The following is a 16948-nucleotide window of genomic DNA, read 5'->3' as shown; positions in this document are numbered from 1 at the left end:
CCCGCGTAGCCACGACTACGTTTCGCGTTTTACCCCAAGCCCTCGGCACCTACCGGGGGCTTTGTTCGTCAACCCCGTCAAGGTATCAAGTCAGAAAGGCAGGGCAGAGAGAATCATGAGTGACCAGTCGAGTGTGCCGGCCGCAGCCGTCGCGCTGCCTACGGGCTTCGCCGCGAGCGATCCAGCCGCGGACAACTTCGTGCAGGTCGTCGATGTCGTCAAGAAGTTCGGCGACACGACGGCCGTCAAGGGCGTCAACCTGTCGGTGAAGAAGGGCGAGCTGTTCGCGCTGCTTGGCAGCTCGGGCTGCGGCAAGTCCACTTTGCTGCGCATGCTCGCCGGTCTGGAAACGATCACGTCGGGCAAGATCCTGATCGATGGCGAAGACCTCGCTTCGTTGCCGCCGTACCGCCGCCCGGTCAACATGATGTTCCAGTCGTATGCGCTCTTTCCGCATATGACGGTGGAATCGAACGTCGGCTTTGGGCTGCGCCAGGAAGGCGTGAAGAAGGCCGAACTTAAGGAGCGCGTGGCCAATGCGCTCGAACTGGTGCAGATGTCGCGCTTTGCGAAGCGCAAGCCGCATCAGCTCTCTGGCGGCCAGCAGCAGCGCGTGGCACTGGCGCGCTCGCTGGTGAAGCGCCCCAAGCTGCTGCTGCTCGACGAGCCGATGTCGGCGCTCGACAAGCAGATTCGCCAGCGCACCCAGATCGAACTGGTCAATATTCTCGACAAGGTGGGCGTCACCTGCATCATGGTCACGCACGACCAGGAAGAGGCGATGACGATGGCGGGGCGTCTGGCCGTCATGAGCGAAGGGCAGATCGTCCAGCTCGGCACGCCCAATGAAGTCTACGAATATCCGAACAGCCGTTTCTCGGCGGAATTCATCGGCTCGACCAATCTGTTCGAAGGCAATGTGGTGGAAGACGAGCCGGATCACGTCTACGTGGAATCGCCGGATCTGCCCGTGCATCTCTACGTGAACCACGGCATCACCGGGCCGTTGGGCATGCCCGTGACGATCTCGGTGCGCCCGGAGCGCATTTCGCTCACGCGCAAACCGCCCGAAGGCGTCTTCAACTGGGGCCGTGGCGTGGTCAAGAATATCGCCTATATGGGCGGCTACTCGCTTTATCACGTCAAGCTCGACTCGGGCAAGACGGTGATCGCGAACATGTCGAGCCTCGCGCTTTCCGAAATCGATTCCCCCACCTGGGAAGACGAAGTCTACGTGCGCTGGAGCGCCTCGGCCGGCGTGGTGCTGACGTCATGAGCACGACGATTTCCAGCACCTCCAGCAACCCCGGCACGTTCAGAAAGATCCTGAACTGGCCGGCGAAGCGCTTCAACCTGACCGGCCGCACCGCCGTGGTGGCGGGGCCGTTCTTCTGGCTGCTGCTGTTCTTCCTCGTGCCGTTCATCCTGGTGGTGAAGATCAGCTTCGCCGACCAGCAGCTTGGCATTCCGCCCTACACGGAACTCACGTCGTTCAGCGAGGGCGTCTGGCATGTCGCGCTCGACCTCTCGCATTACGCGTTTCTGTTCCAGGACAGCCTGTATTTCGCCACGTATGTGAATTCGGTGGTCGTGGCGGCGATTTCGACGCTGCTGTGTCTGCTGATCGGCTATCCGATGGCGTACTACATCGCACGCTCGAATCCGGCCACGCGCAACGTGCTGATGATGGCCGTGATGCTGCCGTTCTGGACCTCGTTCCTGATCCGCGTCTACGCATGGATCGGCATTCTGAAGAACAACGGACTGCTGAATAATTTCCTGATGTGGACCGGCATTATCCATTCGCCGATCGAGCTGTATCACACCAATACGGCCGTTTATATCGGCATGGTCTATTCGTATCTGCCGTTCCTCGTGATGCCGCTTTACGCGCACCTCGTGAAGATGGATCTGACGCTGCTCGAAGCCGCCTACGATCTGGGCGCGAAGCCGTGGCGCGCATTCCTGGAAATCACGCTGCCGCTGTCGAAGAACGGCATCATCGCGGGCTGTCTGCTGGTGTTCATCCCGGCGGTGGGCGAGTACGTGATTCCGGAACTGCTGGGCGGCGCGAATACGCTGATGATCGGCCGCGTCATGTGGAATGAGTTCTTCGATAACGCCGACTGGCCGATGGCTTCCGCCGTCACCTGCGCGATGGTCCTGCTGCTGCTCGTGCCGATGGCGCTGTTCCAGCACTTCCAGGCGAAGGAACTGGAGGGCCGCGGCAAATGAAACCGAATCGCGTACTGCAATTCATCGCGCTCGGCATCGGCTTTGCGTTTCTTTATATCCCGATCATCAGCCTGATCGTCTACTCGTTCAACGAGTCGCAACTGGTGACGGTGTGGACGCGCTTCTCGACGCGCTGGTATCAGGCGCTCGCCACCGACGACGAACTCATCACCGCCGCGTGGCTGTCGCTGCGCATCGCGCTGATGACGGCGTTCGCCTCGGTGATCATCGGCACCTGGGCGGGTTTCGTGCTCGCCCGCATGGGCAATTTCCGCGGCTTCACGCTCTACACGGGGATGATCAACGCGCCGCTGGTGATTCCCGAGGTGATCCAGGGCATCTCGCTGCTGCTGCTGTTCGTGGAAATGGGCAAGCTGCTCGGCTGGCCGGCTGGGCGCGGCGTGTTCACGATCTGGATCGGCCACGTGATGCTGTGTATCTCGTACGTCGCCATCATCGTGCAGTCGCGCGTGCGCGAGCTGAACCCCTCGCTTGAAGAAGCGGCGCTCGATCTGGGCGCGACGCCGTTCAAGGTGTTCTTCCAGATCACGCTGCCGCTGATCTCGCAAGCGCTCGCGGCGGGCTGGCTGCTGTCGTTCACGCTGTCGATCGACGATCTGGTGCTGTCGGCGTTCCTCTCGGGCCCCGGTTCGACGACGCTGCCGCTGGTGGTGTTCTCGCGCGTGCGTCTGGGCCTGAACCCGGAAATGAACGCGCTCGCGACGCTCTTTATCGCCGTGGTGACGGTGGGCGTCATCGTTGGCAACTACTTCATGCAGCGCGCCGAGCGCAAACGCATGGCGATGGCGGTCTGACGCTCAGGCCTCTGGGCTGCGGTACGAAAACGGCGCGTGGGCTTCGGTCCACGCGCCGTTTTGCTTTTTTCGGCGGCTTTCAGGGCACGATGGCTGGCAGGGCGTTTTAGCGTGACCAGGCGACGAGGCGCTATGATCGTGAACAAATGTGGCTCGCGGCTCTGGCGCGTCAGGCCAGGATTCAAAGCGGAACACGATGATTGAAACGATTTTTAAAGAGGGCGCAATTAGTACGCTCTGGCAGCAACTGATCCAGCTCTGGGAGCTGATCGTCATGGTCTGCCGCTTCCTGCTAGGACTGCTCAAGCTGCTGAGCGGCACCTGACGGCGCCTGCGGCGGATAACGGGGTGCGGTGGGCTCGCGAGGGCGCGCCGCGACGGTTTGACGTACTGCGTGCGTTCGAGTGACAGCGGCGGCGCACGCGGACACGACACAAGGGCACAGGATGATCGACGATTCCACCCGGCGTTTCACCGACCGGGTCGCAGACTACGTGAAGTACCGTCCCACCTATCCGCGCGAAGTCGCGACCTTCGTGCATGTCGAATGTGGCGTGGCGCCTGCCGCAAGCGTCGCGGACATCGGCGCGGGCACGGGTATTTCCTCGAAGCTCTTTCTGGACGCGGGTCATCCGGTCGTGGCGGTCGAGCCGAACGCCGCGATGCGCGAAGCGGCTGACCGCTTCCTCGCGGATTATCCGGCGTACCGCAGCGTGGCCGGCACAGCGGAAGCCACCACCTTGCCCGATGCAAGCGTGGATCTCGTGACCGCTGCGCAAGCCTTCCACTGGTTCGACAAGGCGGGAACGCGCCGCGAATTCGCGCGCATCCTCAAACCGCGCGGCAAGATCGTGCTGTTCTGGAATAGCCGCAAGCTCAAAGGATCGGCGTTCCTGGAGGGCTATGAGGCCTTGCTTCAGCGCTTTTCCGAAGACTACGCGAGCGTCGCCGAAAGCTATCCCACCGACGACGCCATGGCCGACTGGTTCGGCGACGGCTTCGAGCAGAAGACCGTGTTCCCGAACGCGCAGTTGCTCGATTTCGACGGGCTGAGCGGGCGCCTGGCGTCTTCTTCCTACGCGCCCAAGCCCGGCGATCCGCGCCACGAGCCGATGCTCGCCGCGCTACGCGAGTTGTTCGACGCAACCCAGCAGGACGGCCGCGTGAACTTCGCCTACGAAACGCGGGTGTTTGCGGGCAAACCGCTACGCTAGCGCGAAAACTCGTAATCGCTCGCGCGCACGCGTTTCGTCTTGCGCCGGAACGTAAAGGTAAATCCCGGCCAGAGCGACGTGACCTTGCCGCTGCTCGTCTGATACCAGCTGTGGCAACCCGAGGTCCAGACCGTGCGTTGCAGTTGCGCCTGCAAGTCGTCGTTGTAGGCGCGCTGCACGTCCGGACGCACAGTCATCGTGCGTGCGCCGCGGCGCTGCAGTTCGCGGATGCAATCGGCGATATAGCGGATCTGCGACTCGATCATGTAGATCATCGAGTTGTGGCCGAGGCCCGTGTTCGGCCCGATCACGAAAAAGAGATTCGGGAAGCCCGCGACGCTGGCGCCCAGATAGGCCTGCGGACCATCGCGCCGCCACGCTTCGCCCAGATCCGCGCCATTCAGGCCGCTGACGTGAAACGGCGCATCCACATCGTTGACCTGAAAGCCCGTGCCGCAGACGATCGCGTCGAACGCGCGATGAACGCCGTCGGCGGTCACGATGCCATCGGCGACGACTTCCCGAATCGGATCGGTCAGCAGTGCGACATTCGACTGCGTAAGCGCCGGCAAATAGTCGCTCGACAGCAGGACGCGCTTGCAGCCCAGCGCGTAGTCGGGCGCGAGCTTGGCGCGCAGCGCGGCATCCTTGACCTTGTGCGCGAGATAGTTGCGCGCGAATTTCATCGGCGCATTGAGCAGGCGCTGATTCACCACGAAACCCAAGGCGCGCGATTCGAGTTGACAGTAGATCGCCGCGCGCGCCAGACGCTGCGCGAAGGGCACATGCCGATACATCCAGCGGCGGCGCGCATCGATGGCGCGGTCGCGGCGCGGCATGATCCACGGCGGCGTGCGCTGGAACACCGTGAGCTGCGCCACGCGCGGCTGAATGCGCGGCACAAACTGAATGGCGCTTGCGCCCGTGCCGATCACGGCCACGCGCTTGCCTTCGAGCGCGTAATCATGGTCCCAGCGCGCCGAATGAAACAGCTTGCCCTCGAAGCGTTCGAGCCCGGCGATGGCGGGGAGAGCGGGGCGCGAGAGCGGTCCGTTGGCGGCGATCAACAGATCGGCCTCGACAGTCTGCATCGCACCGTCACGCTCGATTTCGATGCTCCACACGCCGCGCGCCGCGTCGAAGCGCGCGGCGCTCACGCGCGAACGCCACGAGATAAAGCGCTCGACGTCATACTTGCGCGCGCAACCTTCCAGATAAGCAAGAATTTCGCGCTGCGGCGCGTAGGTGCGTGTCCAGTCGGGGTTCGGCTCGAAGGAAAATGAATAGAGGTGCGAAGGAACGTCGCAGGCCGCGCCGGGATAGGCGTTATCGCGCCAGGTGCCGCCGAGGCTTGCGGCTGCTTCATAGACGGTGAACGTTTCGATCCCCATGCGCCGCAACTGGATCGCCATGCCGATGCCGGAAAAGCCGCTGCCGACGATTGCGATGCGCGGCGTGGCTGCCGGTGCGCCCCTGTGAGTGGCCATATCTCTCTGCTTTGAAATTTTCTGCGCCGATCAAACAAAACGGGCTCCGCGAAGGAGCCCGTCTGGACAGATCGGCAATCAGGCGACGCTCAGGAATTCCAGTCGTCGGAGGAGTCGTTGCTGCCCATGTCGACGCCGCCACCCGAGTTGTCGTTCCAGTCGTTGGAGCCCTGGCCGTAGTCGACGCCGCCATCGTTGTTGCCGCCACGACGGCGGTCGTCGTCGCGATCGACGATCACGTCGCGTTCAACCACGCGATCGCGGCCCGAATTGAGCGCCTCGCCCAGCAGCACGCCGGTCAGCAGGCCGCCCATGCCACCCATGCCGCCACCGCCTTGCTGGACGATGACCTGCGGTTGCTGTTGCGGCGGGTACTGGGGCGGATATTGCGGCTGACGACCGAACGCCGCATCGGCTTCACGGGCGTAGGGCGAATCGCCGCCATACGAACCCGGCGCGGCGGCCTGTGCGTTCGGATCGGGACGGCCTTCGGCGCGCGCCTTGAGGCTTGCGAACTGGCGCTCCAGATCTTCGATCTCGTAGGGCGCGACCGGGCTCGTGCTGCCCGACAGCTTTTCGACCACGCTGCGCAGTTGCGCCTCGAACGCTTCCACGTCCTTTTCGAGCGCTTCGTGACCGGTAGCGGTCGAGAGCTTTACGTCGAGCTTGAGCGAGCGCACGGCGGTGAGCAGGTCGGTGGCGCGCTTGAGCTGGTCGCGGCGGTCGTCGCCGGCCTTGGCGTCGTCATTCGACTTCGCGCGGCGCAGCGTCCAGCGCAGCACCAGCGCAATGCCGATCACGACAATCGCAATGCCGATCCACATGCCCATGCCGGGGCCGTGATGCTGCGGCGCTGCGGCGGCGGCCATCGCGGCGGGAGCGGCCGATTGCTGCGCGAACGGATTGCTCGTGCGGCTCGTCGATGTGGCGCCTGCGCGCGTAGCGTCGGAGCGGATCTTCGCTTCGACCTGCGCAAAACGCTGCGGCTGCGTAAAGCGGATCTGCGGATCGAGCGATTTCGCCTGCTCGACCTGCGTGAGGGCGTCGGCGTAGCGGCCCTCACGATTGAGCACCTGCGCGTACAGATAGTGCGCGCGGGCATTGTCCGGGTGCGCCTGCAGAACTTCGGTGAGACCCGAGTCCGCGCGCTGCCAGTCGCCTTGCGACATCGCGGATTCGATCTGCTGCACGCTCGGCACGGCGAACGCCAGACCGCTCACGAAGGCGAGCGATGCGAAAACAGCGACAAGAAACTTTTTCATGTTGCAGGCCGGGCGGCTTGTCGCCCGTCTCCATGACATACGTTACGTGGATGCGGTACGGCGCTCGAAACACCTAAGCGCCGCGCCGCATCCGTCACGCGCGGCGCGTTACTGCGCCGGCGTATTGAGCTGCCTTTTCAGGGCTTCGAGGCGGTCATCCACCGACGGGCCCTTGTTGAGCGCGGCGAGCTTGTCTTCGAGCGCCTTGCCGCTGGAGGTGTCCGCCGAATTCAGGCGGGCGTCCGAGCGGGCGTTCGACAGGTTCACCTTGTCTTCGAGCTTCTGGAAGTCCTGCGCAAGATTCTTGCCGCCGATACCGCCGAGCGCCGTGGCCGCGGTGTCCTTGGCCTGGGCGATCTGCTGCTTGGCTTGCAGGATGTTCGAGCGTGCGTTCAGGTCGTTGCGACGCGAGCGCATGTCGTCGATCTGCTGTTTGAGCTGATCGACCGACGGTTCGAGCTTGGCGAGTTCAGCGGCGAGCGCATCGCGTTCGGCTTCGGCGGTCGACTGCGCGCCGAGTGCTTCACGGGCGAGTGCTTCGTCGCCCGATTGCAGCGCGCGCTTCGCGCCGTCCTCGTACTTCTTCGCCTTGTCGGCGGCCACGTCGCGCTTGCTTTGCTGCATCGCGACCTGTGCCTGGATCTCGACGAGCGAGTTCTCGGCTTTCCCGATGCTGTCGTCGAGTTCGCGCACGATCTGGCGCGCGTCGCGCGACGGGTCCTGCACGGAATCGGCCGCGTCGTTCAGGAGACCCTTGACCGTGCGGGAGATGGAGTCGAAAAGCGACATGGAATTCCTCCGGTGTAATGAGATCGGCCAGTTTCAATTGAGGCCGCAGTACGTGCGTACATGCCGCGCTGCGTTTGCCGTGTGCGATTCATTTCGCATTCAGCTTACGCCGCTTTGTGCGGGCTGCGCATGCAGCGCGAAAATCGGGGCGCTTCGGGCAATTGCAATAGAGACAAGCGGTGCGTGATCGAAAAATACTCACGGTGTGCGATTGCATCAGCTGCATTGCCCGTGCGGACAAAACCTTACGTCAACGTTTCGATCGTCTGGCCAGCCCGCAATGCTCGCGGATATTACACCACGGGGTCTCTTAAAAGGGACTTAAAGGTCCGCATAGACTGTTGCCGCCCATGATGACGATAGCCCCGTCTGGCTGCGAAACTCAGGCGAATCTTCCGCCTTCGGGGGCAGCGTCGCTGTCGGGATCGTCTGCCTCGTCGTGCACGCGCTGCGTGCGCGCGAATGGCGCGTTACTGAGCGACTGCACGGGTGGGACTTCACGCAAATGTACGGTATCGGAATGTGAATTCTCTACATCGGCTTCGGATTCCGCGGATTCGGCTGCATGCGCTTCGGCGGCGAGGCGCGCAACGGTCTGGGCCAGTTCGCGTTCGGCGTGATTCTGGGCGGGGGCCTCTTGCGGGGCGTCGTCGTCGGCGGCGGGTTCTTCCTGCGCCTGCGGCTGCGCTTGCGCAGAGGGCCGGAATCCCGCGCCGCGTCCCACACGCAGCGGCTTTGCCGCTTTGCGCAGTACCTGAGCAAGCGCATCCGGTTCGCGCGGGGCGTTCAGCCGGTCGACGATGCTCGCGGCCTTCACCTGATCGCTGGTTGCGCTGAAGGCGATCACGGCGCGCCGCATCAGTTCGCTGACGCTGATGCCGAGTTCGTCGGCCGTGGCGGAGATCGCACGTTTCTGGGCGGGCGTGACGAAGACGACGATGCGTTCGCTGGGCTTGTTCATGATCGGCTCATGGCAGACGGGCAGGCGTGCAGCAATCTTTCCATCATAAGACGAGACGCGCGCGGTGCAACGCAAAGATGCGCGTGCGGGCCCGTCAACGCACGCAACAATGTATCGCGCATAAGGATAATGAACGCGCATTACGATATCGAGTCGCGCATCGATTCGATATTTTCTCCGCAGAACCGCGCAGATGGCGCAAGGTGCCGTCACGAAGCCGAAGCCATCGCGCGCTCTGAGCCGAGTCCAGGAAACTCTTACAAAAAAAGCGCGACCGTCGGCGCGCGATTTATTTAGAATGCGCTGTTACATTTCGCGCGGATGCATTCTTCAGAGGCTTTGCGCGAAAGGTTGCTGAAAGAGTGACCACGCGACGGCGCGTCTTACCCGCGCGCCGCGTGACCGGACGGGGGCGTTGCCGGTCACGCCGCGGCATTGCACTCGGGGTGCGATGTCGTCTACGCCGCATTGGCGCCATGACGCCATGATCAGATCTATGCGTGCTTTATTGCGCGCAGCCGGGGCGCAGCTTGAGACGCGCCAATCATTCCAGTCATGCCTATCATCAAACGACCGCCTTCACCGCAATACCCGAACGACGATCGGGAACCCTCCTTCAACAACGGACGCCAGCAGCGTAGCGACGAGTCACGTTCCGACCCGCGCTCGAATCCGGGTTCCGGTTCGCGCAACGAGCGCCCGCGCAAGCGCTCCATCTTCTCGTCGATCGCACTGGGCTTCTTCGGCCTGTTCGCCACGCTTGCCGTGGTCGGCGCGCTGATCGTCGGCTATGCGCTCGTCGTGATGGGGCCGCAGTTGCCCTCGCTCGACGCGCTCACCAACTATCAGCCGAAGGTGCCGCTGCGCATCTACACGGCCGATCACGTGATGATCGGCGAGTTCGGCGACGAGCGACGCCAGCTGGTGCGCTTCCAGGATATCCCCGACGTGCAGAAGAAGGCCGTCCTCGCCATCGAGGACTACCGCTTCTACGAACACGGCGGCGTGGATTTCGTCGGCATCCTGCGCGCAGGCGTGGCCGACCTGATGCACGGCGGCGCGTCGCAGGGCGCGAGTACGATCACGATGCAGGTCGCGCGTAACTTCTTCCTCTCGAGCGAGAAGACCTACACGCGCAAGATCTACGAAATGCTGCTCGCCTACAAGATCGAGCGCGCGCTCACGAAGGACCAGATCCTTGAGCTTTACATGAACCAGATTTATCTGGGTCAGCGCGCCTACGGCTTTTCGGCGGCGGCGCGTGTGTACTTCGGCAAGGATCTGAAGGACATCACGCTGGCCGAAGCGGCGATGCTCGCGGGCCTGCCGAAAGCGCCGTCCGCGTATAACCCGATCGTCAATCCGAAGCGCGCGAAGATTCGCCAGCAGTACATCCTCAAGCGCATGCTCGATCTGGGCTACATCACCCAGGACCAGTACGCCGAAGCCGTGAAGGAGCCGCTGCGCACACGCACCGCCGGCACCGAATACAGCGTGCACGCCGAGTACGTCGCGGAAATGGTGCGTCAGATGATGTACGCGCAGTACAAGGACGAAACCTATACGCGCGGCCTCACGGTCACCACGACCATCGATTCGGCCGATCAGAACGCCGCCTACGCGGCCGTGCGCAAGGGCGTGATGGACTACGAGCGCCGTCACGGCTATCGCGGTCCGGAAGGCTTCGTGCAACTGCCGGCCGCCGGCGACGACCGCGACCAGGCGATCGACGACGCGCTCACCGATCACCCCGACAACGGCGACATCGTCTCGGCCGTGGTGACCGAGGCGGGTCCGAAGTCCGTGACGGCGCAGTTGCTCGACGGCACCTCGGTCAACATCACGGGCGAGGGCCTGCGCTTCGCGGCGTCGGGTCTGTCGACGCGTGCTTCGCAGGCGCTGAAGATCCGTCCGGGTTCGATCGTGCGCCTGATCGCCGACGAGAAAAACAACTGGCAGATCACGCAGTTGCCGCAGGTGGAAGGCGCGCTGGTGTCGCTCACGCCGCAGGACGGCGCGATCCGCGCACTGATCGGCGGTTTTGACTTCAACAAGAACAAGTTCAACCACGTCACGCAGGCCTGGCGTCAGCCGGGTTCGAGCTTCAAGCCGTTCATCTACTCGGCGTCGCTCGAAAAGGGTCTGGGACCGGCGACCATCATCAACGATGCGCCGCTGTATTTCCCGCCCAGCTCGCCGGGCGGCGACGCGTGGGAGCCGAAGGACGACGACCAGCCCGACGGTCCGATGCCGATGCGCCTCGCGCTGCAGAAGTCAAAGAACCTCGTGTCGATCCGCATTCTGTCGTACATCGGCACCAAGTACGCACAGGACTACGTGACGCAGCGTTTCGGCTTCGACGCGGACAAGACGCCGCCGTATCTGCCGATGGCGCTGGGCGCGGGTCTGGTGACGCCGCTGCAGTCGGCGGGCGCGTATAGCGTGTTCGCCAACGGCGGCTATCGCATCAACCCGTACCTCATCGCCGAAGTGGACGATGCGCACGGTCAGCCGGTGTCGCGCGCACAGCCGCTGGTCGCGGGCCAGAATGCGCCGCAGACGCTCACGCCGCGCAACGCGTACATCATGAACAGCCTGCTGCATTCGGTGGCGACGGCGGGTACGGGCGCAGGCACCAACGTGCTGCATCGCGACGACCTGCAGGGCAAGACCGGTACGACCAACGATGCGCACGACGGCTGGTTTGCGGGCTATCAGCGCAATCTGGTTGCGGTGGCGTGGATGGGTTACGACCAGCCGAAGAGCCTGGGTAGCCGCGAGTTCGGTGCGCAGCTTGCATTGCCGATCTGGGTGAACTACATGAGCCAGGCGCTGCGCAACATCCCGCAGGAAGAGCCGCCGATGCCGGCCGGCATCACCACGATCGGCGGCGAGCTTTACTACTCGGATGTGACGCCGGGTGCGGGCTTCGTTTCGGCGATCGGCATGGATTCGGGCGTGCCCGCGGGCGCAGCGAGCGACGCCAGCGGCGCGACCGGCAGCATGGGTCCGGGCGGCATGACGCCGCCGAGCGTCACGTCGAGCGAGAAGCAGCAGATCATGGATCTGTTCGAAACGAACAAGCCTTGATCGACAGTACGGGTTGCCAGGCAGCCCGTACTAATGCGGTAAACGCCATCTTGAACACGGCACATCGGCAACGATGTGCCGTGTTTTGTTTTGCGTCGACGATTTCCTTTTGCGACAAGCACTTGGGTGGGTTGCCCAGGGCTTTTCCACAGGACCTTCAACAGAATCTGTTGATAAGTCCGATGCGCATTCAATCTTCTGTTGTCCACAGTTTTTGTTGGCAGCCCTGTGGGTAACCTTGGGAGAGCGAAGCTAACTGCCTGATCCGCAAGCGCTTGTTAGCGTGAAGCAGTGGCGAGGCAGCGCGCATCAGAAAGCATCGTCGTATCGCACTCCGATGGATTTGCGCAGACTGTCGCGCGCCCCGTCGATCGTCCGGTGAAAAGCCGTGCGCACCTTGCATGCGCACGGCGACGCGTGTTCAAGGCGTCGATGTCGTCGATGTCGTTGCGTGGGCCGCCTTCGTGCTGCCGTCAACCGGCGGATTGCCCATCGCCTGGAAAAGCGCTGCGGTGTCCGAAAGACGCGCGCCGCGATAGCGGATCGCGTCGAGGCTGGCGTTGCGCCATTGCTGCTCGCTCTGGCGCACGGCGTAGTAGGGCACTGCGCCCAGCTTGTAGCGCGCGTGGGTATCGTCGTAGACGCCTTGCGCCGTTTGCGCCGACGTGCCGGCGGAATCGAGCGCCTGCGCATCGTGCTCCAGCGCCGCGAGCCGGTCGGCCACGTCCTGGAAGGCCGCGAGGACGGTCTGTTTGTACGACGCGTTGGCGGCGTCATACGACTGCAAGGCCGCGCGCCGCTGCGCGAGCAACGCGCCGCCATGAAAGATCGGCTGCGTGAGCGAAGCGCCGATCGCCCACAGCGCGCCCACACCCGACGTCGCCATTGGCCAGCTAAAACCGCCCTGGCCGATCCCCGCCGAAAGCGTGATGCTCGGGAACATCTGCGCCGTCGCCGCGCCCACATCGGCGGAAGCGGCGATCAGCGCCGCGCCCGCGGCCTCGATATCGGGACGCGTCTTCAAGAGGTCCGACGGCACCACCACCGGCACTTGCTGCGGCAGATGAAAACTTGCGAGATCGAGATCGGCCGGCGCCTGATCGGGCGTGCGTCCGAGCAGCACGGCCAGCGCATGCCGCATCGCGGCCGCCTGTTGCTGCAGCCCCGGCAGATTGGTGGCGAGCGCCGCCGCGCTCTGCTGCGCGTTGAGCACATCCGTATGCGAAATCGCGCCCAGCGCATAGCGCTTTTGCAGATCGTCGGCCTGTGCGTTGGCGATGGCTATCAGTTGCTGCGTCGTGTCGATCTGCGCGTGCAGCGTGGCAATGCCCAGTGCACTCGCGACGATATTCGCAGTCAAGGCACGGCGCGCCGCCTCGAACTGAAACGCCTGCAAATTCACACGCGAGGCGAGGGCGGCGTTGTTCAGCCGCGTCGCGCCAAAAATATCGAACGAGTAGCGCACCTCGACGAGGCCCGCAAACAGGTTGTATTCGAGCTTGTCGACGCCCAGTTGCGGGATGCCTGGCGCGCGCTGGCGCTGTGCGGTGCCGATCGCATCGACGGTCGGCAATAGCGTGCTGCCGATCTGGCCGCGCAATTGCTCGCGCGCCGCTTGCAGGCTGTGATCGGCGGAAGCGAGGTTCGGGCTGTTCGCCAGGCCTTCTTCGACCAACGCATCGAGCGCTGGCGAATCGAACTGCGTCCACCACTGCGGCACCGGCTGCGCGCCCACCACGAACTGCTGCGCAACGCCTTGCGCTGCCACCGTCTGGGTAGCTTGCGCATCGACGCCATAGTGCGCAGGGCTGGGAATTTCAGGCGGCGTACCGCTCGGACCAAACGAGCAGGCGCTCGCGAACAAGGCCGCAAGCGCGGCCGCGCTCGCGCGCACCGGCAGGCGCGGCGAGGCAGACGTTTTCATCGGCGCGGACCATTTCATGATGCGTTCTCCGCATTCGGACGCGCGGCGTCGCTTTCGCTGCTGCGCACGCGGAACGCCGCCGCATAGAGCGCGGGCAGGAAGAACAGCGTGAGCACGGTCGCGCTGGTGATGCCGCCCATCAGCGCCGTGGCCATTGGCCCGAAGAAGTTCGAGCGCACCAGCGGGATCAGCGCGAGCACGGCGGCGGCAGCGGTCAGCATGATCGGCCGGAAGCGCCGTACGGTCGCGCCCACGATGGCGTCGAAGCGCTTGTGTCCGTCGCGGATATCGCTCTCGATCTGATCGACCAGAATCACCGAATTGCGCATGATGATGCCGAACATCGCAATCACGCCGAGCATCGCCACGAAGCCGAACGGCTCGTGAAACAGCAGCAGCGCAACGGCCACGCCGATCAGGCCGAGCGGCGCGGTCAGCACGACCATCATCACGCGCGAGAGGCTCTGCAACTGGATCATCAGCAGCGTCAGGACGGCGATCATCAGCACCGGCAATTGCACGAAGATCGACGCCTGACCCTTGGCGCTTTCCTCGACCGAACCGCCCACCGCGATGCGATAACCGGTCGGCAGCGTGCCTTGCATCGAGGCGAGCGACTTCTGCAGCGCATGCGTCACGTCGATGCCTTGCGCGCCGCGCCGCACGTCGGCCTGCACGGTGATGGTCGGCTGCCGGTCGCGCGACCAGATCACGCCGTATTCAAGCGTGTTTTCGAGGTGGCCGATGGCGCCCAGCGGCACCGGCCCGTTGGACGTCGGCATGGCGAGCGCGAGCATATGAGCGGGATCGACGCGTTCGTTGGCGGGCGCGCGCAGATCGACGCTAATGAGCTTGTCGCGCTCGCGGTACTGCGTGACCGTGTAGCCGGAGTAGGTCATCTGCAGGAAGTTCGCCACGTCCTGCGACGAAATGTTGAGCGCGCGCGCTTTCTGCTGGTCAATGGCGAAGTGCAGGGAACGCTCGGCGGGTTCGTCCCAGTCGAAGCTGACGTTCTCGGTGCGCGAATCGGCGCGCATCTGCTTTGCCACGCGATCGGCAATGGCGCGCACGGTGGCGATGTCGTCGCCGCTCACGCGGAATTGCACGGGGTAGCCCACCGGCGGCCCGTTTTCGAGCCGCGAGAGACGCGTGCGGATCGCCGGGAAGTCGTTACGCAGCTTCGTTTCGAGCCAGTCCGCAAGTTTTTCGCGATCCTCGACCGATTTCGCCGTGATGACGAACTGCGCGAAGTTCGGCTGCTGCAACTGCTGGTCGAGCGGCAGATAGAAGCGCGGCGCGCCGGTGCCGACGAAATCGATCGAATGATCGATCTCCGGGCGGCCCTTGAGCGCTTCTTCAAGCCGCGTCGTCTGCCGCAGCGTAGCGTCGAACGATGCGCCTTCGGGCAGGCGCACGTCCACCAGCAGTTCAGGGCGGTCGGAGCTTGGGAAGAACTGCTGGGGAATCAGCGTGAATCCCGCCAGCGCCACCACGAACAGCACAATGGTGAGCGCCAGCACGACGATGTGCCGCTCGATGCACCAGCCCACCCAGCCCCGCAGGCGATGGTAGAAGCGCGTGTCGTAGATGTCTTCTTCGTGATGCGCGCCATTCGTGTGCGCGGCGTTCGGGTCGGGCTTGCGTTCGGGCAGCAGGCGATAGCCGAGCAGGGGAATCAGCACGACCGCCGCGAACCATGAAGCGATCAACGCAATCGCCGAGACCTGGAAAATCGAGCGCGTGTATTCGCCCGTGCTCGATTTCGCCAGCACGATCGGCAGGAAACCGGAGACCGTGACGAGCGTGCCGGTGAGCATCGGGAACGCGGTGCTGGTGTACGCATACGCCGCTGCGCGCGTGCGATTCCAGCCCTGCGCGAGCTTCACGGCCATCATTTCGACCGAGATGATGGCGTCGTCCACCAGCAGGCCGAGCGCGAGCACCAGCGTGCCAAGCGAGACTTTATGCAGGCCAATGTCGAACAGGTACATCACAAGCGAGGTGACGGCCAGCACGATCGGAATCGTGATGACGACCACCATGCCCGTGCGCACGCCCAGCGAGACGAGGCTCACGATCAGCACGATGCCAACCGCCTCGGCCACCGCTTCGACGAAATCGTCGACCGAATGCGAGACCGCGTCCGGCATGCTCGACACTTCCACGAGCTTGAGGCCCGCGGGCAGTTCGCGGCGCAACTGATCGACGCGCGCATCGAGCGCCTTGCCCAGACGAATCACGTCGCCGCCCGGCTGCATGGTGATGCCGATGCCCAACACCGCCTTGCCCTGGAAGCGCATCTGCGTGGCAAGCGGCTCGTCGTAACCGCGCCGGATCGTGGCGATGTCGCCCAGCCGGAAGCTGCGGCCGTTCACGCTGATGAGCGTATCCGCGAGCGCCTTCAGATCCGTGAACTGGCCGCTCGGGCGCACGAATACGCGATCGTCGGGCGTGGTGAGCGTGCCAGACGCCGCGACGCTGTTCTGCGCACCGATCGCCTGACCGATCTGCGTCGGCGAGATGCCCAGACGCGTGAGTTGCGCATTGGCGATCTCGATATAGACGCGCTGATTCGGATCGCCAAAGTAATCGACCTTGCCAACGTCCTTCACGCGCAGCAGTTCTTCGCGCAGGTTATCGGCGTAGTCGTGCAGTTGCGCGGGCGAAAAGCCGTCGCCTTCGAGCGTGTAGATGTTGGTATAGACGTCGCCGAACTCGTCGTTGAAGAACGGGCCTTGCACGCCTTGCGGGAGCATCGGCCCAATATCGCCGACTTTCTTGCGCACCTGATACCAGGTTTCGCGAACTTCGCTGACTGGCGCGGAATCCTTCATCGTGAAGAACACCAGCGACTCGCCGGGCCGCGAGTAGCTGCGCAGAAAGTCGATATACGGCGTTTCCTGCAGCTTGCGGCCGATGCGGCTGGTGACTTCGTCCTCGACCTGGCGCGCGCTCGCGCCAGGCCAGAAGGTCTGGATCACCATCACGCGAAACGTGAAGGGCGGATCTTCGGACTGCGAAAGGCGGGTGTACGACAACGCGCCGAAGATCGTCGCCAGCGCGATCAGGAAGGTGACCAGCGAGCGATGGCGCAGCGCCCAGGCGGAAAGATTGAAACGGCCTTCGTCGTGATCGTGGCCGGGGCCCTGATCGGGCGTCGGCTCCATGTTT

General features: G+C 63.9%; 12 protein-coding genes. 6 read left to right on the top strand and 6 right to left on the bottom strand.

All coding sequences use genetic code 11. The features are described 5' to 3' along the window. Positions 1-112: 112 nt before the first annotated feature. The 5 genes from potA (at position 113) to F3J17_RS07685 (ending at position 4264) form a co-directional block, all read left to right on the top strand. A complete protein-coding gene (gene potA, locus F3J17_RS07700) occupies positions 113-1276 on the top strand; it encodes a polyamine ABC transporter ATP-binding protein (RefSeq protein ID WP_345891154.1) in 1164 nt (387 codons plus the stop codon). Next, positions 1273-2235 carry an ABC transporter permease subunit gene (locus F3J17_RS07695; RefSeq protein ID WP_167055706.1) on the top strand — a complete coding sequence of 321 codons (963 nt, stop codon included), beginning with the start codon at positions 1273-1275 and terminating at the stop codon, positions 2233-2235. Before potA ends, F3J17_RS07695 begins: the two co-directional genes overlap by 4 nt. Next, the gene (locus tag F3J17_RS07690) at positions 2232-3050 is read left to right on the top strand and encodes an ABC transporter permease subunit (RefSeq protein ID WP_167055703.1); all 819 of its coding nucleotides are present in this window, start codon (positions 2232-2234) and stop codon (positions 3048-3050) included. The genes F3J17_RS07695 and F3J17_RS07690 overlap by 4 nt, the downstream gene beginning before the upstream one ends. Positions 3051-3246: 196 nt before the next feature. Beyond that, positions 3247-3375, top strand: coding sequence for a hypothetical protein (locus F3J17_RS36455; protein WP_275692896.1), 129 nt, complete (start codon positions 3247-3249; stop codon positions 3373-3375). 121 nt (positions 3376-3496) lie between these two features. Continuing rightward, a complete protein-coding gene (locus tag F3J17_RS07685; protein WP_167055701.1) occupies positions 3497-4264 on the top strand; it encodes a class I SAM-dependent methyltransferase in 768 nt (255 codons plus the stop codon). Here F3J17_RS07685 and F3J17_RS07680 read toward each other — a convergent pair. The 4 genes from F3J17_RS07680 to F3J17_RS07665 form a co-directional block, all read right to left on the bottom strand. Beyond that, complete coding sequence (locus F3J17_RS07680) at positions 4261-5751, bottom strand: NAD(P)/FAD-dependent oxidoreductase (protein ID WP_167055698.1); 1491 nt, start codon at positions 5749-5751, stop codon at positions 4261-4263. The two genes, F3J17_RS07685 and F3J17_RS07680, sit on opposite strands and share 4 nt — an antisense overlap. 89 nt (positions 5752-5840) lie before the next feature. Beyond that, entirely contained in the window at positions 5841-7013 is a 1173-nt protein-coding gene (locus F3J17_RS07675) for a tetratricopeptide repeat protein (RefSeq protein ID WP_167055695.1), read from the bottom strand. A 108-nt stretch (positions 7014-7121) separates the two neighbouring features. Beyond that, positions 7122-7802: a PspA/IM30 family protein gene (locus F3J17_RS07670; RefSeq protein ID WP_167055692.1), complete on the bottom strand. Its 681-nt coding sequence runs from the start codon at positions 7800-7802 to the stop codon at positions 7122-7124. 382 nt (positions 7803-8184) lie between these two features. Then, on the bottom strand, positions 8185-8763 hold the full coding sequence (locus tag F3J17_RS07665) for a hypothetical protein (RefSeq protein WP_167055689.1): 579 nt from the start codon (positions 8761-8763) through the stop codon (positions 8185-8187). Positions 8764-9318: 555 nt separating this feature from the next. Between F3J17_RS07665 and F3J17_RS07660 the strand changes: the two genes are divergently transcribed. Further along, on the top strand, positions 9319-11853 hold the full coding sequence (locus F3J17_RS07660) for a penicillin-binding protein 1A (protein ID WP_167055686.1): 2535 nt from the start codon (positions 9319-9321) through the stop codon (positions 11851-11853). A 421-nt stretch (positions 11854-12274) separates the two neighbouring features. Here the strand turns inward: F3J17_RS07660 and F3J17_RS07655 are convergent, their stop codons facing one another. Further along, entirely contained in the window at positions 12275-13795 is a 1521-nt protein-coding gene (locus tag F3J17_RS07655) for an efflux transporter outer membrane subunit (protein WP_167055684.1), read from the bottom strand. After that, entirely contained in the window at positions 13792-16944 is a 3153-nt protein-coding gene (locus F3J17_RS07650) for an efflux RND transporter permease subunit (protein ID WP_167056623.1), read from the bottom strand. Before F3J17_RS07650 ends, F3J17_RS07655 begins: the two co-directional genes overlap by 4 nt. Positions 16945-16948 lie beyond the last annotated feature (4 nt).

Origin of the sequence: Burkholderia sp. Ax-1719 (assembly GCF_011753055.1) — a bacterium.
Classification (GTDB): Bacteria; Pseudomonadota; Gammaproteobacteria; order Burkholderiales; family Burkholderiaceae; genus Paraburkholderia.
Note: the sequence above shows the minus strand (reverse complement) of the source record. Positions and strands in the feature narration are given on the sequence as shown.